The organism is Bacillus cereus group sp. BfR-BA-01330 (assembly GCF_022663885.1).
Taxonomy (GTDB): domain Bacteria; phylum Bacillota; class Bacilli; order Bacillales; family Bacillaceae_G; genus Bacillus_A; species Bacillus_A cereus.
Map to the genome: position 1 here is coordinate 369,105 of NZ_JAKUGK010000001.1, position 20,977 is coordinate 390,081.

Consider the following 20,977-nt stretch of genomic DNA (forward strand, 5'->3'; position numbering starts at 1 on the left):
TCACCTCATTTACAATATAGTCTTGGTCAAAATAACATATGTGTGTGACAAATAAAGGGAAACATGTACAAGTTGATTTCGTAATAATGATTTAAATGTCTAGATAAGGGGATGGAGTATGAGTGAATTAGAAATTAGGTTGGAGCGTCTTAGGGAAGAACAAATAGGCAATATTGTATCATTATCTTCTTATATTGGTTGGGATTATAACAGAGAAGAAATTGAGACTATTTTTAACGCAGGGATTGTATACGGTGTTTGGAATGAGAAAGAGGAACTAATAGCTAGCGCGGCAATAATATTATATGGGGAGAAATTAGCATCTATCGGAATGGTGATTGTACATCCAGATTATAAGGGGAGAGGGATTGGAAAGATAATAACGGAAGCGTGCGTTAAAAGCGTATCAGCTCATACTCCAATTATGCTTATTGCTACGGATGAAGGGAAACCTTTATATGAAAAGTTAGGATTTAGGGCAGTAAGTTATGTTTCTAAATACATATGTAACTCATACAATGCGAAAGATTATTGTGTAAGAAATGAAGATTATGTGATGAATTATGAAGAGGGTGATTTAGAAAAAATAATAAAAATAGATGAATATGCGTTTGGAACAAATAGAAAAGAGTTTTTAAAGAAAAGAATTATGCAAAGTGAACAGTGTATCGTTGTAAAGGACAAGGAACAAAATGTATTAGGTTACGGTTTAAGCATACAAACACCAGAAAATAAGATAATAGGGCCGGTTGTTGCTAAAAATGATGAGATGGCAATGAGAATTGTACATGATTTAGCAAAAGGGCATAATGGTAAATTAAGAATTGATGTACTAGAAGGAAAGAAAGATTTTATGAAAGTATTAGAGATTGCTGGTTTTAAAAAGGTGAATACACCACCAATTATGATGAAAAATAGCGGTCAATTATTAAAAAGGAATAATGAGCTATATAGCATTGCAGCACAAATTTTTGGGTGAAAAAGAATCCTTCTGAATGAAGGATTCTTTTTCGCTAATCACGATATTGATCATGAGTCGGCTGAAAGAGGTCTTCCTCGATATCTCTCACCATAGAAAAATGATCAACGTTATAATGACCGTGTAAAGTTTTATTGTGATGACTAATAATTTGTTCTGCAGACAATACGTTAGAATCAGTTGTTGAATGACCGTTTTTAATTAATGTAACGTCAAATCCTTGTACAGTTGCTGCTCTAACTGCAGTGTCAATGCAATGTTCTGTTTTACATCCGCCTATAACAATATGATTAATGTTTTCTTCTTTTAAAAGTTCAAGTAAAGAAGTGCCGTAGAATGAATTGGTTGCTGCTTTATTAATAAAGATTGCAGACTGAGGTATTTGAATTTGATTATGTACTTCAAATCCTTCGCCACTACCAGAAGCAACATCGATATCTCTTACGAAAACAATAAGGGCATTTGAATCTATTGCTTTCTGCAGGGCTATATTTAGTGTAGATAATAGCTCGGTTTTACGAAAAACTTCATTTTCTTGCTCATTTCCATCAATTAATTCTTGCTGAGCGTCAATAATTAATAGTGCTTGTTTCATCGTGTCTCCCCTTTAATATGAAATAAGTTCCACTGTACATATTCCTTCAGATTGTTAGAAAATCCTCCATTGTAAGCGAAGTAGAAGATTGATTTACAAAGTTGTCAAAGAAATTTCATTCTCATAGCGTGTAAAAACATGTATGATAGGAGATGGAGAATTTTTGAGTAGGTGGGAATAACATGCAAACAGTAGAAGATTATCTTTCATTCTTACATACGAAAGGATTTAAATTATCAGAGGAAGCACAAGGGTTTATTATGTTTGGACAAGGATATACTGGTGCGTCTGATGGGATTGTGAACGCAGCAATAGAAGCCACAATTAAACATCAATTGCAGTTTGATGGTAGTTATTTCGTTGCGTTATTAGAACGATTGAAAGAGGAAGAAATTACAGATAAAAAAAGCGCTAAGGCTTTTATGCGGAAGTTACAAGCGTAACTTCACGCAGCCTGCGCTTCTTTTTTTGTTTTGGAAGGTAATTCAACAAAAATCATGCCTAGAAAAATACATAGACATCCGATAATAGCAGAAATAGAAAGTTGTTCATTTGCAACGAGAACGCCTGTTAATGCAGCAAAAACGGGCTCCATTGCGAAAATAATTGCTACTCTCGTTGGAGAAGTGTGTTTTTGTGCCGATGTTTGAATGAAAAAAGCAATAGATGTTGCAAACAGGGCAGTTAGAAAGAGTGCGAATAAAAAGGATTGATTCGTCCATAGTGATACTGAAAATAACTTTTCCCAATCTTCAAACAAGAAAGCGCAAATAGAAGAAAATATACCAACAGCTAATACTTGAGATGTGCTTAATAATAAAGGTGATATTTTTTTAGAAAAGAAGCCGTTAATAAGAATATGGGCAGCGAAAGCGACTGCACAACCAAGAACAAGTATATCTCCTATATTTAATTGGAAAGAATCAGCAGCTGTTAATAAGTACAAACCTGTTGTAGCTACAGCAATACCAAGTACGATGAAAATGGTGGCTTTTTGTTTTAAAAAGATAAATGATAAGATTGGGACCATAACAATGCTTAGCCCAGTTAAGAAACCTGCTTTTGAAGAAGTTGTATAAAGTAAGCCAAATGTTTGTAATAAATAGCCGACAAATAAGAAGAACCCAACCATTAATCCAGCTAAACTACTATGTTTTAATTCTTGTTTTGAAGTTTTCTGTGAGAAAATAATTTGAACGAATAATAAAATAATTCCAGCGAATAAAAAGCGAATACCATTAAACGTAAATGGACCAACGAAAGACATAGCGTTTTGAACGACAACAAACGTAGCTCCCCAAATAAAAGAGACAAATAATAAAGCAAGAGGAGCAATCCACTCTTTTTTCACACTCATACCCCCGTTAATTTTGTAAGATAGCTTTTCTAGCTAATTCATCAGCTACTTTATTTTGACTACTTGGAATCCACTTAATAAAAAAGAGATCGAAGTTTTTTATGTACTGCAGTGCTTCATCTAAAAGAGGTGCAAATATTTTATTTTTTGCGTATTCCTTTTCAACAGCCCGCTCAACAAGCTGCGAATCTGTACGAAAAGAGACAGTGCTATAATTATGCTCGATGCAATATTTTAATGCTAAAAGTAAAGCGCGGTATTCTGCTTCATGATTGGACATTGTTCCAAGTGGTACTGATAATTGTACAGGTGGCTGAACGCCTTTAATAAACACTCCTGCACCAGAAGGACCAGGATTTCCTTTTGATGCACCATCAATATATACTTCAATCAAAATGAGAAACCTCCAAATTATAAGATGATCCCCTACTTAAATATTTTTTTGAAGTAGGGGATAGAGTAGTTATCCGATTGTGATGCTGTAACGACATGTAAATGTTTCATTCGCTTGTAAAGATTGAATTCCCTTTTTGTTCTTGAAATCTTTTGCTGGATTTACTTCATCAGCGATGCCATACCAAGGTTCAATACATAAGAAAGGTGCGTTATCCCCTGGTGTCCATACGCCAACAAATGGGAATCCATCAAATTCTACTTTTACAAATTTATTATGTTTATGAGAACGAATCGAAATTTCATTCGTATTCATATGTTCAAAAATAAGTGCATCATTTTTGAATAAATCATATGTAAGTGGCAATTCAGTCGTATTTTCAGCGATTAATTGCTTTTTGTTTGAAAGATAAGGTCCTTCTAATACGCTTGTTTCTAAGCGTTCCGAACCATTAAACGATAAGTGATAATCTGTAAATGATTCACCGTCCAATAAAGGGAAGTTGAATCCAGGATGTGCTCCGATTGAGAAGAACATCTCTTTTGAAGTAGGATTGTTTACTTCATATGTTATATGAACGCTTTGTCCATTTAGCTCATAAGAAACGAGTAATTCGAATTCGTATGGGTATTTTTTTAATGTTTCTTCATTACTAGTAACGATATAAGTGATTTTTGTTTCGCTTTGTTCTTTCACAGAGAAAGTAAGATCACGAGCGAAACCGTGTTGTGTTAATGAATATGGTTTACCGTCTACGTAGTATGTATTATCTACTAATCGGCCGACAATTGGGAACAAAATTGGTGCACGGCGTCCCCAATAAGTAGAATCACCTTGCCATAAATATTCTGTGTTGTCTTCTTTTAAGCGAACGCTCTGTAATTCTGCACCTTTGTCAGAAATGGAAACGATCACTTTTTCATTTTGAATTGTTGCTGTCATGAAGTGAAACCTCCTAAATCTTTCATATGTTTCATTATACGTTGTCTAAAAGGAAAAAGGTAGTTTATGATAGGAATCTATTGACGAAAGAGGGGCTACCACGTAAAATATAATCTTGTTGCTTAAAAAACGAATAACGTGGTTCGAAACCATCCCACGTAAAAAAACTAAGGAGATTTTGTCATGAATATTAGAACTTTAGTCGGTAATGGTATTTTAGCGGCATTATATATTGCTGTTTCTATGCTTATTCAGCCATTTGGCTTTACGAATGTACAATTTCGTATTTCAGAGATGTTTAATCATCTCGTTGTATTTAACAAGAAAGCAATTTACGGAATTGTATTAGGTGTATTTTTAACGAATCTCTTTTTCTCACCTATGATCGCTTACGATTTAGTATTTGGAGTAGGGCAATCTATTCTTGCGTTAGTTGCAACGATTATTTCTATGCGATTTATTAAAGGTGTTTGGGCTCGTATGATTTTTAATACAGTTATCTTTACAATTACAATGTTTATGATTGCAATTGAACTTCATCTTGCATTGGGTTTACCATTTATGTTGTCTTGGTTAACTTGTGCAATTGGTGAATTTGTTGTCATGGCGATCGGTATGCCTGTAATGTACTGGATTAATAAGCGAGTACAATTTGAAAGATTTATGTAATAGATGAAAGAGCTATTCCTATAGGGATAGCTCTTTTTGTATGTAATCATATTGAATATAATGCTGTGACTCTAGATAAAATATAATAAAATAAAGTGAGGCTTCAATTAGCCGGATATATATAAGAAGTCTTACATAAGGGGAATGTAGTATGAAATATAAAATTCATTGGTTGTATAAAACGAAGCGTGGATTGCAGACGGAATTAACAACAGAGTATATGAACATAGAAGAAGTACTTCAATTTGCAGAGGATTTTGAGAAAACAGGAAGAGCTAAGGAACTTTTATTTTACGATGAAATGGACGCAGAATGGTCATTAAAAGAGATGAAAAAGTTAAGTAAGCAAGTAGAGGAAGAGCCCCAAGAAATACTCGTTTATTTTGATGGGGGGTATGATGTGCAAACGAAAGAAGCTGGCGTTGGTATATGTGTGTATTATAAAAAAGGAAATACAAACTACCGCATTCGCCGCAATGCATATATAGAAGGTATATATGATAATAATGAAGCGGAATATGCATCATTATTATACGGTATGAATATACTCGAGGAACTAGGGATTAAGTATGAAGCAGTTACACTTCGCGGAGACTCACAAGTGGTACTGCAGCAATTAGCCGGAGAATGGCCTTGTTATGATGAACATTTAAATCATTATTTAGACCAAATTGAGCAAAAGGCGAAGCAAATGAAATTAAAACTTATATGTGAGCCGATATCTAGAAAACAAAATAAAGAAGCACATCAATTAGCTACGCAAGCATTAGAAGGAACAAGTATTGATAGTCATAAAGAAATAACCGAATAGAGAGGTGCAAAGGTGGATAAAAAGCAACTCATTACAGAGGTAAATGACTTATTAGAAACGTATTGTGAAGGATGTTTTTTGCGAGAACATAATCGAAAGACAAATAGTAAGTATTACGCTCATTCATTTTGTATAAGGCAATGTACAGTGGGAGAAACATTGAAAAAGTATGGGGAACAGTTGTCATGAAAAAACATCCAGAGAAAATTCTCTGGATGTTTTTTAGTGTCTTGCTTCGTTTAGTTGATGCTCACATTTATTTAATTTTTTTTCCTCATTCATTAAAAATGGCTCATCTAAATCAGTTGCAACAGATTTCATAATTTCAAGCTGAGAGCGAGCTGCTTCTACAGCAGTAGTAGCATGTTCTAATGTATCTGGATCCATTGAAATTGTTGCTGATCCTACCATTTTTTGTGCTGTTTCTACACGGAATTTCACTTCTTCAAAATCATTTACTTCTGATCCCATTAATAATTCCTCCTTTGTATAGTGCGCATTTCACATAGTTTTTGCTCTGTAAAACGGAAATATACAAAGGAATAACAAAGGAGGTTACCAAGTAAGGTAACCTCCTGTTATATGTTGGATTAAAGTTTTACTACGTTAGCAGCTTGAGGTCCGCGGTTACCTTCAGTAATGTCGAAAGATACTTCTTGACCTTCTTCTAAAGCTTTGTAGCCGTCGCCTTGAATAGCAGAGAAATGTACGAATACATCGTCAGCGCCTTCCATTTCGATAAATCCAAAACCTTTTTCGTTGTTAAACCATTTTACTTTTCCTTGCATGTTACAATTCCTCCTAAAAGCGTTTACTATTTTCATTTAGTGAAATTCATTTTAAAAAAATAATATAAACTAAAAATGCTATATTCTTGAATATTCTGCTAAATGATTAATTTAAATATACACGAATTGGGAGAATTTAGTCAAGTAAGCGATTTTATTTTTTTGTATTTTTAAATAATTTTTCAGTCAAATTTTTAAATAGGTATAGGACAGGCTGAGTATATAATATTCTTAATTGAATGCTATTATACATAATGAGGTGAAAGAATGAATAAGTCTTACTTATTAGATAATGAAGGAATGAGAACGAGAACCGACATACCGGATTGGGTTGCAAAAGAATTTGAGATTTTTTCAAATGTTGTGTTAGAACCAACTTTTCCATGTTATTTCGGTTTAACAGCTTTGAAAAAGAATGAACTTCGTTATTCATTTCTTTCTCATAATGATTGGAGTCATTTACCACATACAATGTTATCTTTTTTAGAGTTAATGAAAGAGAGGCCGATTGTAAGAAGGGGCTTTTTCCTTTTTGTAGAACCGGAATGTGAAGAACAGCCACTCGAATATTACCGTGATTCCTTTTGGAAAGTGTTACAGTATTTACATGAAAACGATAATCAAGCATGGCCAAAGCAAATTCCTGAAGATCCAGACCATTATTTATGGGAATTTTCATTTGGTGGTGAGCCAATATTCGCATTTGGAAATGCGCCAGCTTATAAACAACGAAAAACTAGACATTTAGGGAATTCTCTCGTTATTGGGTTTCAGCCACGCACTATTTTTGATGGATTAGAGGGAGATCGTCCTAAAGGAGCATATTCAAGACAAATGGTTCGTGAGCGAGTTGAAAAGTGGGATCAATTGCCGAAACATCCTAACATTAGTCATTATGGTGACCCAGAGCATCGTGAATGGAAACAATATTTCATAGGAGACGATGTAGAGCCAATAAAAGGGAAATGTCCTTTTCTTCATAGGATAGAAAAGTAAGAGCCATCACCTAGATGGCTCTTTTGTATATTTTGGATAAAAAAGGGTATTTTATTATGAAAGCTAGTCTATTTTTTCAAATTACATCATTAACTAGTAGTAAAGAGAGTAGAAAGGATAGAGCGATGTTTGGAGCAATTATACAGCAAATCGTATTAGGTATATCATTAGCTGCGCCAGTAGGGCCGATTAATATTGAAATGTTAAAACGAGGAATTGAACGTGGGTTTTGGCACGCTTGGGTTGTTGGAATTGGTGGAATGACTGCAGATGTTTTATTTATGCTTCTCATTTATTTCGGTTTATCTTCTGTGTTTATGTATACATATGTACAAGCCTTCATGTATTGCACGGGTTTTTTCTTGTTATTTTATTTAGGATTTCAAAGTGTAAAACAAGGAATTTTCGACTCGAATATGGAATATAAAAAAGAAGAGGTAGGTGGCCTTAAGCAATCGTTTATGGCAGGATTTTTAATTGCGATATCCAATCCATTAAATCTTGTTTTTTGGTTTGGTATATACGGAAGTACACTTAGCTCATTACTTACGAAGGTAACGAAACAAGAAGCTTTTTTGTACAGTCTTTGCATTATTGTTGGTATTATTTTATGGAATTTAAATATTGCTTTTTCTGTACATTTTGGAAGAACCTTATTAAAACCAAAAGCGCTTGGCTACATAACAGCCGGAGCAGGTATTATTTTAGTAGGTTACTCTATACATTTTGCATACAAAGCTTTACAGTTGTTCACATAAGATTGAAGGGGAGATTTTTATGTATCGAACCACTATTGACGGAAAAGAAATTATAATTACGTTAGCGCCAAAAATCCGAAAAGAAATTACTGATAGAAATCCACTATATGAAGCGGTATTTCATAATGCTGCAAGATTGTTACAAACAAAGCAACCGACGTTTGCAGTAAATCATGAAATATTTGGGCTCATTATTGGAGAAGTGCAAAGAGGAGAAGTAACAGTGTTTGCAGTGGAACATATTATTCCGAAGCAAAATATATTTGGACCAAACAATTTTTTCTCGACAATAGAACAGCAGGCAAATTTGTAAAGTGAATAGAATAAGAATAGAAAAGAAATAGTCGTAACGATATGTTGCGGCTGTTTTTTTGGAAAAGGGGGAAACAAGATGAAGAAAGTGGGAAAAGAGTTCTTTTTACAACATGATATCGTTATTATGTATAGCATTCTATTTGTTTTCATTATTATTTTAAAAATGCAATTTTTTACGTGGTTTGGCATGTTAGCATGTATGTTTGGGATTGTTTTCTATACACTTAATGAATATATGACACATCGTTTTTTATTCCATATAAAGCCACCTAAAAACACATTTCTATTAAAAATGTTAAGAAGGTTGCATTATGATCACCACGTATATCCAGATGATTTAAAACTTTTGTTTTTACCTGTATGGTTTAGTATACCTAGTTTTACTATATATTTACTTATAGCATATGGTATTACAAAAAGTGTTACTATTACACTTTCATTTGGAATCGGAATGATTATTATGCTGCTTGTTTACGAATGGAAACATTATATTGCTCATAGACCGATTCGTCCCGTCACTAAGTTTGGAAGATGGCTAAAAAAACAACATATATTACACCATTATAAAAATGAAAAGTTTTGGTTTGGTGTTTCAAATCCAGTATTCGATTTTATATTTGGAACACTGAAAGACGGAAAAGATGTTGAGCTAAGCGAAACGGCTCGTAATTTAGAAAAGGAAAAAAAGACAAAAGTAGTGCGTTAAGCACTGCTTTTGTCTTAATGAGGATAAATAAGTAAAGTGTCACTTTATTTTGAAAAAGTATATTAAAAATTTAGGGGAAATTGCCGAAAAATGTCTATCAAAAAATCTTTGCATGAATGCATGGATTGTCTAAAATGAATATAAGTTTCTGAATATTTATAAAATTTAGTCTTTAGGTATGCAAGGGGGAAGTGTATTTCAAGTAAGAGAGGGGATCGGTTAATGAAACGAGACGATACGTCAGCACGTAAGTTGCAAAATGAGGTGAATTATACAGAGGTCGTTCAGTCGGAAGAATTTCAATTGTTATTAAATACGAAAAAGAAGTTTATCATTCCAATGAGTATTTTCTTTTTTAGTTTTTTTATCGCATTACCTATTCTAACATCGTATTCAAAGGTGCTTAATACACCTGCATTTGGAGACGTTACATGGGCGTGGGTATTTGCTTTTTCCCAATTTATCATGACATGGGCACTATGTATGATTTATAGCAAAAAAGCAGAATCATTTGATGAAATCTCCCGAAAAATTCTGCAAGATATGCAAAAAGGGAGGGGCTGAACTTGAATACTACTGCATTTGCACTATTTTTAATTATTGTTCTTGGTACGCTCGTCATAACCTATTTTGCATCGAAAAAAACGAAAAATGCGAGTGAATTTTATACGGCTGGAGGGGGATTAACTGGTTGGCAAAATGGTCTGGCCATTGCTGGAGATTACATGTCTGCTGCTTCATTTCTCGGTATAGCTGGAGCAATCGCATTAACTGGGTTTGATGGATTCTTTTATAGTATCGGTTTTTTAGTTGCTTATCTAGTTGTACTATATCTTGTTGCAGAACCGCTTAGAAATTTAGGAAAGTACACTTTGGCGGATATGATTGCAGCACGCTTTGATGCGAAAAAAGTTCGCGGAGTTGCAGCTCTTAATACGATGACGATTTCTATTTTTTATATGATTGCACAATTAGTTGGCGCGGGTGCACTTATTAAATTATTATTAGGGATTGAATATACGACATCTGTATTAATCGTTGGAACACTTATGACGGTGTATGTTATTTTTGGTGGTATGACAGCAACGAGCTGGGTACAAATTGTAAAGGCTGTATTACTTATGGCTGGTACTTTTATTATTTCTGTTATCGTTTTCGCAAAATTCAACTTCAGTGTGACTGAAATGTTCGCTCAAATGAAAACAGCTACACCTTTAAAAGATTCATTTTTAAATCCAGGTGTAAAGTATAAGGATGGTCTTGATACACTTTCTTTAAATTTAGGACTAGTACTTGGTACAGCTGGATTACCACATATACTTGTCCGCTTTTTTACAGTACGTGATGCAAAAACTGCACGTCAATCTGTCGTATATGCGACGTGGTTAATTGGTGCATTTTATATTATGACGATTTTCTTAGGATTTGGTGCGGCAGCGTTTGTAGGAAATGAAGCGATTATTAAAGCAAACCCAGCTGGTAATATGGCGGCACCTTTATTAGCCAAAGCGTTAGGTGGAGACTTCTTATTTGCTTTCGTATCAGCAATTGCTTTTGCAACGATTTTGGCTGTAGTGGCAGGTCTTGTATTAACAGCAGCATCAGCATTCGCTCATGATTTTTATAATGAAATCATTCGTAAAGGAAAATCAACGGAAAAAGAGCAAGTATCCATGGCTCGTTATGCATCTATTGGAGTAGCGATACTATCTATCATACTTGCATTATTTGCCCAAACATTAAACGTAGCATTTTTAGTATCATTAGCATTTGCAGTTGCAGCGAGTGCAAATCTACCAGTGATTTTATTTACAATATATTGGAAGCGTTTTAATACAACGGGTGCTATTTCTGGTATGATTGTAGGTCTCGTATCAGCTATTGTTCTCGTAGCGTTGAGTCCGAATGTTTGGAACCCTGTAGCTGGAAAAGCTATTTTTGTTGGGGAAGCGTTATTCCCATATACGACACCAGGAATTATTTCAATTCCGCTCGGATTTCTTGCAGCATATTTAGGAACTGTTTTATCTAGTAAGAAAGAAGATGCAGCGAAATTTGATGAAATTCTCGTGAAATCTAATACTGGTCACGGTATTAGCGATGCGTCTTCACATTAAATAAAAGAGGAGCTTTTCGATAGATAAGAAAAGCTCTTTTTTCTTTTGTCATTTTCTTGTAAATATTACTGATTTGTAAGTAGGATTTGTCTTAATTTTGTGGAATGAAAATAGCAGGGAGAAATTTAAGTCATCATGGTACCAGCGCAGCTTTTGTGAAAAATAAGTTGTTATGGAAGGTGGAAGTAATGATGAAAACGAAGCAAACTGATGAATTATTAGCAAAAGATGAGCAATATGTTTGGCACGGAATGCGTCCCTTTAGTCCAAATAGTACAATGGTAGGGGCAAAAGCTGAAGGGTGCTGGGTTGAAGATATACAAGGAAAAAGATATTTAGATGGTATGAGTGGCCTTTGGTGTGTCAATAGTGGATATGGAAGAAAAGAGCTCGCAGAAGCGGCTTATAAGCAATTACAAACATTATCATACTTTCCAATGTCACAATCCCATGAGCCAGCTATAAAGCTTGCTGAAAAGTTAAATGAGTGGCTTGGGGGAGAGTATGTTATTTTCTTCTCAAATAGTGGTTCAGAAGCGAACGAAACAGCTTTTAAAATAGCAAGACAATACTATGCTCAAAAAGGTGAACCACATCGTTATAAATTTATGTCACGTTACCGTGGGTATCACGGGAATACAATGGCGACAATGGCAGCGACGGGACAAGCGCAGCGTAGATATCAATATGAGCCGTTTGCTTCAGGTTTTTTACATGTAACACCACCGGATTGTTACCGTATGCCTGAAATTGAAGGGCAGCATATTTATGATGTAGAATGTGTGAAAGAAGTCGATCGTGTTATGACGTGGGAATTAAGTGAAACAATTGCTGCGTTTATTATGGAACCTATTATTACAGGCGGGGGCATATTAATGCCACCACAAGACTATATGAAAGCTGTTCATGAGACGTGTCAAAAACACGGTGCCTTGCTTATTAGTGATGAAGTGATTTGCGGTTTTGGACGTACAGGAAAAGCATTCGGATTTATGAATTATGATGTGAAGCCAGATATTATTACAATGGCAAAAGGTATTACGAGCGCATATTTACCATTATCTGCAACAGCTGTGAAAAAAGAAATATATGAGGCTTTTAAAGGTAAAGGAGAATATGAATTTTTCCGCCATATTAATACATTTGGTGGAAATCCAGCAGCTTGTGCATTAGCACTTAAAAATTTAGAGATTATGGAAAATGAAAATTTAATTGAGCGATCTGCACAAATGGGTTCCCTTTTATTAGAGCAACTAAAAGATGAAATTGGGGAACATCCACTTGTTGGGAATATTAGAGGAAAAGGTCTATTAGTTGGGATTGAATTAGTAAATGATAAAGAGACGAAAGAGCCAATTGATAATGATAAAATAGCAAGTGTTGTAAATGCTTGTAAAGAAAAGGGCTTAATTATAGGACGAAACGGTATGACAACAGCAGGATATAATAACGTTTTAACATTAGCGCCGCCTCTTGTTATTTCAAGTGAAGAGATTGCTTTCGTTGTTGGAACGTTGAAGACAGCGATGGAGCGTATTTAATAAATAGAGAGAGGAGCGAGCTGTAATATAAGGCTCGCTCTTGTTTAGTAGGAGGGGACTTTTAATGGAGAAATATGATCCTAACAAACATTATCACATCGGATATTATGAAGACGGATATGATTTAGAAGTGACGGCGTACAAAAGAATAAATGAACCAGTTTGGGATGCTTATATTCCGCACTATGAGGCAGACGATTTTTATAAGAAAGTGGAGGAAATGAAATTGGGTGAATATATAGATGATTATGGTATTAAGGTGTATTCATTTAGTAATGATATTAATGATGATGAAGCACGAATTATTTTTGAAAAATGGTTAAAAAAGAACGGGATTGTTTAAAGATAAAACAAAAAGGAGATTGCTATCTTATAAAATAGCAATCTCCTTTTATTATAGTAAATTTATTTACTTGCTTTCATTGCTTTATCTTTTGCACCAAAAGTGTATTTTAACATTGGTGGTGTAATCATTGTAGTTAAAATAACGACAATAACGATTGCTGTAAAGTAATCTTGTGCCAATAGACCTGAAGAAAGTCCTGTTCCTGCGATGATAAGTGCAACTTCACCACGAGAAACCATTCCAGCACCGATAATTGCAGAAGACTTAGCGTCAAATCCAGTCATTCGTGCACCGAATCCACAGCCGATTAATTTCGTTAATACAGCGATAACGGTTAATGCTAAGATGAACCAAATTTGATTGCCGATACCGTCAAATGTAATATTCATACCGATACTAACGAAGAATACGGGAACGAACATAGCGTAAGCAATTGGTTCTACTTTCTTTTCTACTTCATGTTTGTAGTTTGTTTGAGAAATTGCAATACCAGCAGCGAAAGCACCGATAATACCAGCAATTCCTAATAATTCGCCGAAATATGCGAATGAGAAACAGATGATAAGAGCCGCGCTCACGATAGACTCAGATACGCGCAGTGGTGATAACCAGCGCATAATCGCAGGAACACCTTTCCATCCGATTAAAATAATAGAAGCGAAGAATACTACTTTCTTCAAGATAACCATTGTTAAGTTAACATCATCAGTACCTAAGAAGCTCATTGCAAATGCTAATAAAATAACAACAAGAATATCATCAAATACAGCGGCTCCAAGCATCGTCGTACTTTCACGTGTTTTCATTTTACCTAAATCACGAAGTGTTTGTACGGAAATACTAACACTTGTCGCACATAGAAGTAATCCTAAGAATACAGCGTTTCCTTGTTCCATTCCCATCACAAGACCGGAAACGTAACCACCTACGAATGGAAGAATGATACCTCCGAGTGCAACTGCTAAAGAAGAATTACGATTTGCGTTTAATTCTTCTAAGTCTGTTTCAAGTCCAGCCATAAACATTAAAAGAATAACCCCGACATTACTTAATTGAGTTAGAAGCTCTGAATTTTCAATCCAACCTAATACAGCTGGACCGATAACGATACCGACAATTAATTTACCTAGTACAGAAGGTTGACCTAATCTAACACTAAGATCACCAGCAAGCTTTGTACTTAATAAAATAAGTGCAATTTGAAAGAAAAATTCGAATTCCATCTGATCCTCTCCTCGTCATTTTTAATTTTATCATACGATTTCTCGGAATTTGCCTAATGAAAATATGTAAAACCCATTAAACAAAAGGGTCTGATTACAAGTTCTTTTGAACTTGTAATTTGAACCTGTAATTAATATATAATAGATTTTATAAAAAATCAATGAAAAAATGGGAGCTTTTTGAGGAAGAAGCTGTCTTATTGGGATATAGATGTAAGAGTAGTGTGTGAATTTTATATGTATAAAATAGTATGAAGTCCTTTTCCATTACAAATAATAAATTCTACATACTATTTTACGAACTATAACTGTGAAAGGGAGGATTTATAATTTGAAGGCATTAAAAAATAACTTGTCTATTGTTGCTTTAGGTGGAGTAAATGAAATAGGAAAAAATATGTATGCTATCCAATATGAAAATGATATTGTCGTCATTGATTGTGGATCTAAATTTCCAGATGAAAGTTTATTAGGGATTGATTTAATAATTCCAGACGTCACATATTTGCAAGAAAATAAAGAAAAAATTCGCGGTTTAATAGTAACGCACGGGCATGAGGACCATATTGGCGGAATACCATATTTTTTAAAACAACTAAATGTACCAATCTATGCAACAAAGTTAACGTTAGGTTTAATTGAAATTAAATTAAAGGAACACAATCTTCAAAATGATACGGAATTAATCGTTATTCATTCAGAATCAGAAATTGATTGTGGTTCTATTAAGGCAACTTTTTTTAAAACGAACCACAGTATTCCGGATTGTCTCGGTATTGTTTTTCATACACCAGAAGGTACTGTAGTACATACAGGTGATTTTAAATTTGATTTAACACCAGTAAATAATCAACATCCTGATATTCATAAAATGGCTAAAATAGGAAGTGAAGGTGTACTAGCTTTATTATCTGAAAGTACAAATGCAGAACGCCCAGGTTTTACTCCATCAGAAAGGTCAGTAGGAGAACGGATAGAGGAAATATTTATGAAAGCAAATAGAAAAGTAATTATTTCTACGTTTGCTTCTAATGTGAATCGTGTTCAGCAAATAGTTGAAGCATGTATAAAAACAAATCGAAAACTAGCTTTGCTAGGGAGAAGTATGGTAAATGTAGTAGAGGTTGCTCTAGAGAAAGGTTATTTACATATTCCAGAAGGTATGTTGATTGAAGCAAATGAGGTAAATCGTTTAGATCCAAAGCAGGTTGCAATACTTTGTACAGGAAGTCAAGGAGAACCAATGGCAGCTTTAGCGCGTTTAGCTAGTGGAAACTATAGACAAGTGGATATTTTACCAGAAGATACGGTTATTATAGCCGCGACCCCTATCCCAGGAAATGAACGTAACGTTTCTCGAATTATCGATAATTTATTTGCATTAGGAGCAAAGGTGATTTACGGATCAGGTAGTTCTACTGGAGTGCATGTATCCGGTCATGCATATCAAGAAGAGTTGAAGTTAATGCTTACATTAATGAAGCCAAAATATTTTATTCCAATTCATGGAGAGTTTAGAATGCTACACCACCATAGTTTGTTAGCAGAATCAATTGGTATTGAAAAGGAAAATATCTTTATTGTACGTAATGGAGATGTTGTAGATATAAGTAATGAAGTGGCAATTCAATCTAGAAGAATACAGGCAGGAAATATATATGTAGATGGATTAGGAATTGGAGATGTTGGAAATGCATTATTACGTGATCGTAAACAACTTTCAGAAGATGGAATGCTCGTTATAGTTATTACTTTTAATAAAGTGGATGGAGAAATAATTTCAGGTCCAGATATTATTTCTCGTGGATTTGTCTATGTCCGTGATTCAGAAGAATTTCTAAGAGAATTAAATAAATTAGCTGTTATTACGATTAATAATTTAAAGAAAGAGAATGTGAATAGCTGGGGTATTTTGAAAAGGGAGGTAAGAGAAGCATTAGGGAAGTATATATATACAAATACAAAACGAAAGCCGATGATTCTTCCTATAATAATAGAGGTTTAATAGTAAAAAAGAATTCTCGTATGGGAATTCTTTTTTGTTTTGAAGAGAGAATGAACATATAATGAAATAAATAGAAATGGAAGGAAATAAAAGATGTTATTAAATAAACGTTTTACAATTGGAGAAATGGCGAAAATGCATAATATCGCAGAATCTACATTAAGGTATTATGATGAAAAAGGAATTTTTCATCCGTCCATTGTGGATCCTCAAACGAATTATCGTTATTATACAATCGATCAATTTTCACTGTTAGATACGATTAAATTTTTACGCCAGTTAAATATTCCGTTAAAGGAAATTAAGAAATATATTGATGAAAGAAATCCAGCATACGCACTCAATTTACTGGAAAAACAACAAGAGATGATGCTGAAGAAACAAAGAGAAATTGAGTATGCTTTGGCGAAAATGGAGCATAGAATTCATTTAATTAAGAAAGCAACAAAAGCAAAAGCTGAACAAATGGTAATTAAAGAGATTCCGCAGCGAAAAATTACAGCAATTGCGGTTGCTCCAAATACGACGGATGATATGTTTGAGTACTACATTCATTCGTTACAAAAAAATATGAGGCAAATGGATGATAGTTTATTTTCTGGAGATATTGGTGTAACTGTTGCGAAAAAAGGATTAATGCAAAATGAGTTTCAAGCATATAGCAGTGTATTTATTCTTTTGGATTATATGCCGTATGAAGTGCATACTTCAGATGAAATTAAAGAAGGTTTATATGCTTGCTCTTATCATCATGGACCGTATGAAGAAACAGATGCAACGTACAAGGAGTTACTTACATACATTGATAAAGCAGGTTACGAAGTACATGGAGATTCGATTGAGATTGGATTGATTGATTGGTCTGTAACAGAAAATCCAGAGGAGCAAGTAACAGAAATTCAAATTCCTGTAGTGAAAAAATAAGATGAACACCTTTGAATTGATTACAAATTTACATTCATTAGTATAAGTCAGTTACCTGTTTTTTTAATTCTCTCTTGACCTTCAAGTTACTTGAAGGTTTAAACTAAGAAAAGAGAGTTGAAAAAAAGGAGCATATTAGAGTATGGAAGCAACAGAAAAATTAAGAGAAAAACCGATAAAAAGCTTATTTATTTCTTATTTAATACCAGCCGTTCTTGGAATGGTATTAATGTCAGTGAATATTGTAATTGACGCGGTCATGATTAGTAGAGGAGTTGGGGCGAACGGTTTAGCAGGAGTGAACGTGGCTATTCCAGCATTTTCGATTTTCTTCTCTATTTCATTATGGATCGGAATGGGCGGGGCAACGTTATACTCCATTGCATTAGGCGAAAATAAACGAGAAAGAGCAAGGTCTATTTTTACTCAATCCATGACGGTAGCAGTTGTTATCGTAGGGATTTTAGCAGCGATTTGCTTATGGAGAATAGAAGATTTAGCATACTTATTTGGTGCAAATGAAGTGATTCTACCATATGCGTTAGACTATTTACACGTATTATTAACATTTGGAATGATATACGTTTTAGAAAATATTTTAAGTACATTCATACGAAATGATGGAAATCCTAATTTAGCAATGGCTGGTCTTGTTGTAACAGCTGTATTAAATATAGTGTTTGACTATATCTTTATTTTTATCTTTGGATGGGGCGTAACAGGTGCTGCTTCAGCGACTATTCTTTCGGCAGCGATTGGTTTCCTTGTATTATTAACTCATTTCTTTAGAAAAAGTAGTATTTTAAAGTGGACGAAATTCCATTTTGAATGGGATACTGTCAAACAAATTATGGTGATTGGTTTCCCAAGTTTTACAGCAGAAAGTACGGTTGCAATCGTAACGATTGGTTTTAATATCGCATTCGTCCAATATGCAGGAGAAGTAGGAGTAGCTTCCTATGCGATGGTGAATAGTATTCATGCAATGACATTACTATTATTCTTTGGTGTTGGAGCAGCATTACAGCCAATTGCTAGTTTCCATTATGGGGCAAATTTATCAGAGAGACTTCGTGAAGGATTGAAGTTTGCTGTGAAAATTGCAGTTGTCCTCGGAGGCATTGCGATAATTGTCGGATTATTCTTCGGGAAATATATCATTGGTTTATTTGATGTTCAATCTCCAGAATTATTGGAGTTAACCTTAACAGGTATTAGCTTATTCTTTATCCAATACGTATTTTTAGGTTATAACATTGTGTATGGAGAGTATTTCCAATCAGTGCGACAAACGAAGAAATCAGTACTTATTATAATGAGCAGAGGATTACTATTTATTATTCCATTGTTATGGATTATGCCGAAATTATTTGGGATAAACGGAATTTGGCTCGTTATGCCAGTTGCAGAAGTAATGACAGCGATTATCGTATTTACGATGAATCGTATGAAACATCCTGTTCCATTAAATATGGCAGGAGAGAAAGAAGCGATATGATGAAGAAAATCCCCTTAAGCAATTAAGGGGATTTTTTTATTCCTTTAAACTAATCGCAAAAGATCCATCCGTTTCTTGAACAGAAGCAAAGGCAACGTTTTTAATATTTGTAATTCCTTTTTCCTTTAATTCTTTATATAACCATTTTTCATCTTTATGTATTAACTTTAAGTTATCATATTGAATTTGTGAATCGACGATAAGTGCAATTGGTAATCCAGCATACTTAACTTCTATGTTTAAATCTTTTGGAGTTAATGGTACAAGTTCTCTTTTTGGTAAAATACTAATAGCGCCGTTCGCTTCTAAAATAGCGTATTCAATTTCATGAACACTTGGATATCCTGCAACGCGAAGATTAGAAAGTAGTTCTGCAATGGGGTATCTACTTTTTTGTAAGTTCTCAAAAATAATATCACCATGTTTAATTAAAATGATAGGGTGTCCAAGAATAAAACGATTTAGTTTGTTGAATAGGCTTAATTTTGTAAGGAGTAAATGTAAACATGTGATAACAACCATACCGAGAAATGCTTGTAAAGCACCAGAGACGGGTATGGCCTGGAAAGCTAAATAAGATAAAAAGATTATAGCCCCAAAATCATGAGGAGTTAGTTGTGCTAACGCGGATTTACCGAGTAACTTAAGCGATAGTAAAAATAAGATAAAAAAGAACGACACGTTACATAAAAAGAGAAGCAATAGAGACACTCCTTCGTGTAAAGTTGTACTTACTATTCCCGAAAGTAATATAAATATTACCTTTCAGAGGATAAATTAGGGTTTATTGGAATCTGTCTGTATACAAACAAATAAATGGATATTATCATGAAGGAAGTAAAAGAAAATAGGAGTATATGAATATGAGAAAGAAGAAAATAATGAAGGGCATTTTAGTTGTTATAATGATTTGCGCCGTGTATGCGGGGTTTTTACAATATCACATTTATAAGCATGGGCATATGAATGCAACCTACGATGCTGATTACATAATTGTACTAGGATCGAAAGTAAATGGGACGAAACCATCTTATTCATTGCAATATCGTATTGATAAAGCAGCTGAATATTTAAAATCACATGAGAAAACAATCGCTATCGTATCTGGAGGACAAGGAAAAGGCGAAGACATTTCAGAAGCATTAGCAATGAAACAAGGACTAATAAAACAAAATATCGCAGAAGACCGCATTATAATGGAGGACAAATCTACGAGTACAGATGAGAATATTACATTCTCAAAACCGTTAATTCCAGCCGATATGAAAAAAGGTATGATTGTAACAAACGATTTTCACATGTTTAGAGCGAAAAAAATAGCGGCAAAACAAGGTTTACAATTAGAAGGTCTTCCGGCAAAAACACCGAAACCAATCATCATTCCATCGAATGTACGAGAATATTTAGCAATCACACAGTACTGGTTTATGAATCGAATATAGTGAAAGTGATCCCGGCTGAAACTTCAGGCGGGATTTAGTTTGAGGAAAATCTTACAAATATGTCACGTTCGTGAAAGGTAAAGCGATAGTTTCTAGAATGATTTCCTGACATAATGAAGGTAACAAAAACTATTTAGAGGTGAATCGGATGAAAGGAAATAATATTTTATCTTCGTTATGTTACTTTAGTATCTTTTTTGCACCATTTTTACTACCAATTATCGTGTACTTTGTTGCAGAAGATGAAGTGAAGTATCACGCGAAAAAAGCATTTTGGTCACATGTTTTCCCATACGCAATCTTATTTGGAGGACTAGCAGTATCAGGTATGTACGGTTTAGGTTTCAATCAATCTGACGGTGCTGGAATTGGAATGATGATCACATATGCAGTGTTCATTCTTGTAGGAATTTACTACTTCATTTGGAATATCGTAAAAGGTATTAAAGTTTTGAAAACGGCGTAATAAGATAAGAAATAATATGATGTAAATCTGTCGGTATAATTTCATTTACCGTATTAATAAACGTTTTAAAAAGAGCAATTCAAAAAGAATTGCTCTTTTTGTGCT

General features: G+C 34.2%; 26 protein-coding genes and 1 riboswitch. Of the genes, 18 read left to right on the top strand and 8 right to left on the bottom strand.

What is annotated here, in order from left to right:
* Positions 1-118 precede the first annotated feature (118 nt).
* Positions 119-979, top strand: coding sequence for a GNAT family N-acetyltransferase (locus MR112_RS01950; protein ID WP_163093194.1), 861 nt, complete (start codon positions 119-121; stop codon positions 977-979).
* 34 nt (positions 980-1,013) lie between these two features.
* On the opposite strand, the gene MR112_RS01955 is transcribed toward MR112_RS01950, so the two are convergent.
* A complete protein-coding gene (locus MR112_RS01955) occupies positions 1,014-1,574 on the bottom strand; it encodes a cysteine hydrolase family protein (protein WP_025688374.1) in 561 nt (186 codons plus the stop codon).
* A 182-nt stretch (positions 1,575-1,756) separates the two neighbouring features.
* Between MR112_RS01955 and MR112_RS01960 the strand changes: the two genes are divergently transcribed.
* Positions 1,757-2,017, top strand: a complete 261-nt coding sequence (locus tag MR112_RS01960; protein WP_001195212.1) for a DUF6123 family protein — start codon at positions 1,757-1,759, stop codon at positions 2,015-2,017.
* Positions 2,018-2,019: 2 nt separating this feature from the next.
* Here the strand turns inward: MR112_RS01960 and MR112_RS01965 are convergent, their stop codons facing one another.
* The 3 genes from MR112_RS01965 to MR112_RS01975 all read right to left on the bottom strand — a co-directional run bounded on the left by MR112_RS01965 (position 2,020) and on the right by MR112_RS01975 (position 4,267).
* Positions 2,020-2,925, bottom strand: a complete 906-nt coding sequence (locus MR112_RS01965) for a DMT family transporter (RefSeq protein ID WP_140335646.1) — start codon at positions 2,923-2,925, stop codon at positions 2,020-2,022.
* Between the two features lie 13 nt (positions 2,926-2,938).
* Positions 2,939-3,325, bottom strand: a complete 387-nt coding sequence (locus MR112_RS01970) for a reverse transcriptase-like protein (RefSeq protein ID WP_000573880.1) — start codon at positions 3,323-3,325, stop codon at positions 2,939-2,941.
* 69 nt (positions 3,326-3,394) lie between these two features.
* The gene (locus MR112_RS01975; RefSeq protein ID WP_000127417.1) at positions 3,395-4,267 is read right to left on the bottom strand and encodes an aldose 1-epimerase family protein; all 873 of its coding nucleotides are present in this window, start codon (positions 4,265-4,267) and stop codon (positions 3,395-3,397) included.
* Positions 4,268-4,399: 132 nt separating this feature from the next.
* Positions 4,400-4,444: riboswitch (PreQ1 riboswitch) on the top strand.
* Between the two features lie 6 nt (positions 4,445-4,450).
* Here MR112_RS01975 and MR112_RS01980 point away from each other — a divergent pair.
* The 3 genes from MR112_RS01980 to MR112_RS01990 all read left to right on the top strand — a co-directional run bounded on the left by MR112_RS01980 (position 4,451) and on the right by MR112_RS01990 (position 5,936).
* On the top strand, positions 4,451-4,936 hold the full coding sequence (locus MR112_RS01980; protein WP_001026474.1) for a QueT transporter family protein: 486 nt from the start codon (positions 4,451-4,453) through the stop codon (positions 4,934-4,936).
* Between the two features lie 151 nt (positions 4,937-5,087).
* On the top strand, positions 5,088-5,747 hold the full coding sequence (locus tag MR112_RS01985) for a ribonuclease H family protein (RefSeq protein ID WP_000875547.1): 660 nt from the start codon (positions 5,088-5,090) through the stop codon (positions 5,745-5,747).
* A 12-nt stretch (positions 5,748-5,759) separates the two neighbouring features.
* A complete protein-coding gene (locus tag MR112_RS01990; protein WP_000358801.1) occupies positions 5,760-5,936 on the top strand; it encodes a zinc-finger domain-containing protein in 177 nt (58 codons plus the stop codon).
* A 33-nt stretch (positions 5,937-5,969) separates the two neighbouring features.
* Here MR112_RS01990 and MR112_RS01995 read toward each other — a convergent pair whose 3' ends face one another.
* On the bottom strand, positions 5,970-6,218 hold the full coding sequence (locus MR112_RS01995; protein ID WP_000534392.1) for a DUF2564 family protein: 249 nt from the start codon (positions 6,216-6,218) through the stop codon (positions 5,970-5,972).
* A gap of 119 nt (positions 6,219-6,337) precedes the next feature.
* Complete coding sequence (gene cspB, locus MR112_RS02000) at positions 6,338-6,535, bottom strand: cold shock-like protein CspB (RefSeq protein ID WP_001161731.1); 198 nt, start codon at positions 6,533-6,535, stop codon at positions 6,338-6,340.
* Positions 6,536-6,802: 267 nt separating this feature from the next.
* On the opposite strand from cspB, the gene MR112_RS02005 reads away from it, so the two are divergent.
* The 8 genes from MR112_RS02005 (at position 6,803) to MR112_RS02040 (ending at position 13,311) form a co-directional block, all read left to right on the top strand.
* The gene (locus MR112_RS02005) at positions 6,803-7,531 is read left to right on the top strand and encodes a YqcI/YcgG family protein (protein ID WP_001043767.1); all 729 of its coding nucleotides are present in this window, start codon (positions 6,803-6,805) and stop codon (positions 7,529-7,531) included.
* Between the two features lie 14 nt (positions 7,532-7,545).
* Entirely contained in the window at positions 7,546-8,289 is a 744-nt protein-coding gene (locus tag MR112_RS02010; RefSeq protein WP_001196841.1) for a LysE family transporter, read from the top strand.
* 19 nt (positions 8,290-8,308) lie between these two features.
* Positions 8,309-8,602: a hypothetical protein gene (locus tag MR112_RS02015; RefSeq protein ID WP_000286361.1), complete on the top strand. Its 294-nt coding sequence runs from the start codon at positions 8,309-8,311 to the stop codon at positions 8,600-8,602.
* Positions 8,603-8,680: 78 nt separating this feature from the next.
* A complete protein-coding gene (locus MR112_RS02020) occupies positions 8,681-9,310 on the top strand; it encodes a sterol desaturase family protein (RefSeq protein ID WP_000755401.1) in 630 nt (209 codons plus the stop codon).
* Positions 9,311-9,532: 222 nt separating this feature from the next.
* Positions 9,533-9,874 (top strand): DUF485 domain-containing protein, encoded by a 342-nt coding sequence (locus MR112_RS02025; protein ID WP_000817366.1) that lies wholly within the window; start codon positions 9,533-9,535, stop codon positions 9,872-9,874.
* A gap of 2 nt (positions 9,875-9,876) precedes the next feature.
* Positions 9,877-11,427 (top strand): solute symporter family protein, encoded by a 1,551-nt coding sequence (locus MR112_RS02030; RefSeq protein WP_001098239.1) that lies wholly within the window; start codon positions 9,877-9,879, stop codon positions 11,425-11,427.
* A gap of 191 nt (positions 11,428-11,618) precedes the next feature.
* The gene (locus MR112_RS02035) at positions 11,619-12,968 is read left to right on the top strand and encodes an aspartate aminotransferase family protein (protein WP_000850962.1); all 1,350 of its coding nucleotides are present in this window, start codon (positions 11,619-11,621) and stop codon (positions 12,966-12,968) included.
* 64 nt (positions 12,969-13,032) lie between these two features.
* The gene (locus tag MR112_RS02040) at positions 13,033-13,311 is read left to right on the top strand and encodes a DUF3986 family protein (RefSeq protein WP_119683167.1); all 279 of its coding nucleotides are present in this window, start codon (positions 13,033-13,035) and stop codon (positions 13,309-13,311) included.
* Between the two features lie 62 nt (positions 13,312-13,373).
* Here the strand turns inward: MR112_RS02040 and MR112_RS02045 are convergent, their stop codons facing one another.
* A complete protein-coding gene (locus MR112_RS02045; RefSeq protein ID WP_000393901.1) occupies positions 13,374-14,537 on the bottom strand; it encodes a cation:proton antiporter in 1,164 nt (387 codons plus the stop codon).
* A 331-nt stretch (positions 14,538-14,868) separates the two neighbouring features.
* Here MR112_RS02045 and MR112_RS02050 point away from each other — a divergent pair, with 331 nt between their 5' ends.
* The 3 genes from MR112_RS02050 (at position 14,869) to MR112_RS02060 (ending at position 18,964) form a co-directional block, all read left to right on the top strand.
* A complete protein-coding gene (locus MR112_RS02050; RefSeq protein ID WP_000645618.1) occupies positions 14,869-16,542 on the top strand; it encodes a ribonuclease J in 1,674 nt (557 codons plus the stop codon).
* 93 nt (positions 16,543-16,635) lie between these two features.
* A complete protein-coding gene (locus MR112_RS02055; RefSeq protein ID WP_000925934.1) occupies positions 16,636-17,466 on the top strand; it encodes a MerR family transcriptional regulator in 831 nt (276 codons plus the stop codon).
* Between the two features lie 142 nt (positions 17,467-17,608).
* A complete protein-coding gene (locus MR112_RS02060) occupies positions 17,609-18,964 on the top strand; it encodes an MATE family efflux transporter (protein WP_000388389.1) in 1,356 nt (451 codons plus the stop codon).
* 36 nt (positions 18,965-19,000) lie between these two features.
* Here MR112_RS02060 and MR112_RS02065 read toward each other — a convergent pair whose 3' ends face one another.
* Positions 19,001-19,666 carry a DUF421 domain-containing protein gene (locus tag MR112_RS02065; protein WP_000923924.1) on the bottom strand — a complete coding sequence of 222 codons (666 nt, stop codon included), beginning with the start codon at positions 19,664-19,666 and terminating at the stop codon, positions 19,001-19,003.
* Between the two features lie 161 nt (positions 19,667-19,827).
* On the opposite strand from MR112_RS02065, the gene MR112_RS02070 reads away from it, so the two are divergent.
* Together MR112_RS02070 and MR112_RS02075 are read left to right on the top strand one after the other, a co-directional pair.
* On the top strand, positions 19,828-20,406 hold the full coding sequence (locus MR112_RS02070) for a YdcF family protein (RefSeq protein WP_001227676.1): 579 nt from the start codon (positions 19,828-19,830) through the stop codon (positions 20,404-20,406).
* A gap of 148 nt (positions 20,407-20,554) precedes the next feature.
* Complete coding sequence (locus MR112_RS02075) at positions 20,555-20,872, top strand: magnetosome magnetite crystal formation protein family (protein WP_074554089.1); 318 nt, start codon at positions 20,555-20,557, stop codon at positions 20,870-20,872.
* Positions 20,873-20,977: the final 105 nt, after the last annotated feature.

Bases quoted from the DNA above. Each gene is read 5' to 3' on its own strand.
- MR112_RS01960 (WP_001195212.1), top strand. From the start codon at position 1,757: ATGCAAACAGTAGAAGATTATCTTTCATTCTTACATACGAAAGGATTT.
- MR112_RS02040 (WP_119683167.1), top strand. From the start codon at position 13,033: ATGGAGAAATATGATCCTAACAAACATTATCACATCGGATATTATGAA.
- MR112_RS01950 (WP_163093194.1), top strand. From the start codon at position 119: ATGAGTGAATTAGAAATTAGGTTGGAGCGTCTTAGGGAAGAACAAATA.
- MR112_RS02015 (WP_000286361.1), top strand. From the start codon at position 8,309: ATGTATCGAACCACTATTGACGGAAAAGAAATTATAATTACGTTAGCG.
- MR112_RS02055 (WP_000925934.1), top strand. From the start codon at position 16,636: ATGTTATTAAATAAACGTTTTACAATTGGAGAAATGGCGAAAATGCAT.
- MR112_RS02010 (WP_001196841.1), top strand. From the start codon at position 7,546: ATGGCTCTTTTGTATATTTTGGATAAAAAAGGGTATTTTATTATGAAA.
- cspB (WP_001161731.1), bottom strand. From the start codon at position 6,535: ATGCAAGGAAAAGTAAAATGGTTTAACAACGAAAAAGGTTTTGGATTT.
- MR112_RS02045 (WP_000393901.1), bottom strand. From the start codon at position 14,537: ATGGAATTCGAATTTTTCTTTCAAATTGCACTTATTTTATTAAGTACA.
- MR112_RS02025 (WP_000817366.1), top strand. From the start codon at position 9,533: ATGAAACGAGACGATACGTCAGCACGTAAGTTGCAAAATGAGGTGAAT.
- MR112_RS01980 (WP_001026474.1), top strand. From the start codon at position 4,451: ATGAATATTAGAACTTTAGTCGGTAATGGTATTTTAGCGGCATTATAT.
- MR112_RS02060 (WP_000388389.1), top strand. From the start codon at position 17,609: ATGGAAGCAACAGAAAAATTAAGAGAAAAACCGATAAAAAGCTTATTT.
- MR112_RS01975 (WP_000127417.1), bottom strand. From the start codon at position 4,267: ATGACAGCAACAATTCAAAATGAAAAAGTGATCGTTTCCATTTCTGAC.
- MR112_RS01955 (WP_025688374.1), bottom strand. From the start codon at position 1,574: ATGAAACAAGCACTATTAATTATTGACGCTCAGCAAGAATTAATTGAT.
- MR112_RS02020 (WP_000755401.1), top strand. From the start codon at position 8,681: ATGAAGAAAGTGGGAAAAGAGTTCTTTTTACAACATGATATCGTTATT.
- MR112_RS01985 (WP_000875547.1), top strand. From the start codon at position 5,088: ATGAAATATAAAATTCATTGGTTGTATAAAACGAAGCGTGGATTGCAG.
- MR112_RS02075 (WP_074554089.1), top strand. From the start codon at position 20,555: ATGAAAGGAAATAATATTTTATCTTCGTTATGTTACTTTAGTATCTTT.
- MR112_RS02035 (WP_000850962.1), top strand. From the start codon at position 11,619: ATGAAAACGAAGCAAACTGATGAATTATTAGCAAAAGATGAGCAATAT.
- MR112_RS02070 (WP_001227676.1), top strand. From the start codon at position 19,828: ATGAGAAAGAAGAAAATAATGAAGGGCATTTTAGTTGTTATAATGATT.
- MR112_RS01995 (WP_000534392.1), bottom strand. From the start codon at position 6,218: ATGGGATCAGAAGTAAATGATTTTGAAGAAGTGAAATTCCGTGTAGAA.
- MR112_RS02005 (WP_001043767.1), top strand. From the start codon at position 6,803: ATGAATAAGTCTTACTTATTAGATAATGAAGGAATGAGAACGAGAACC.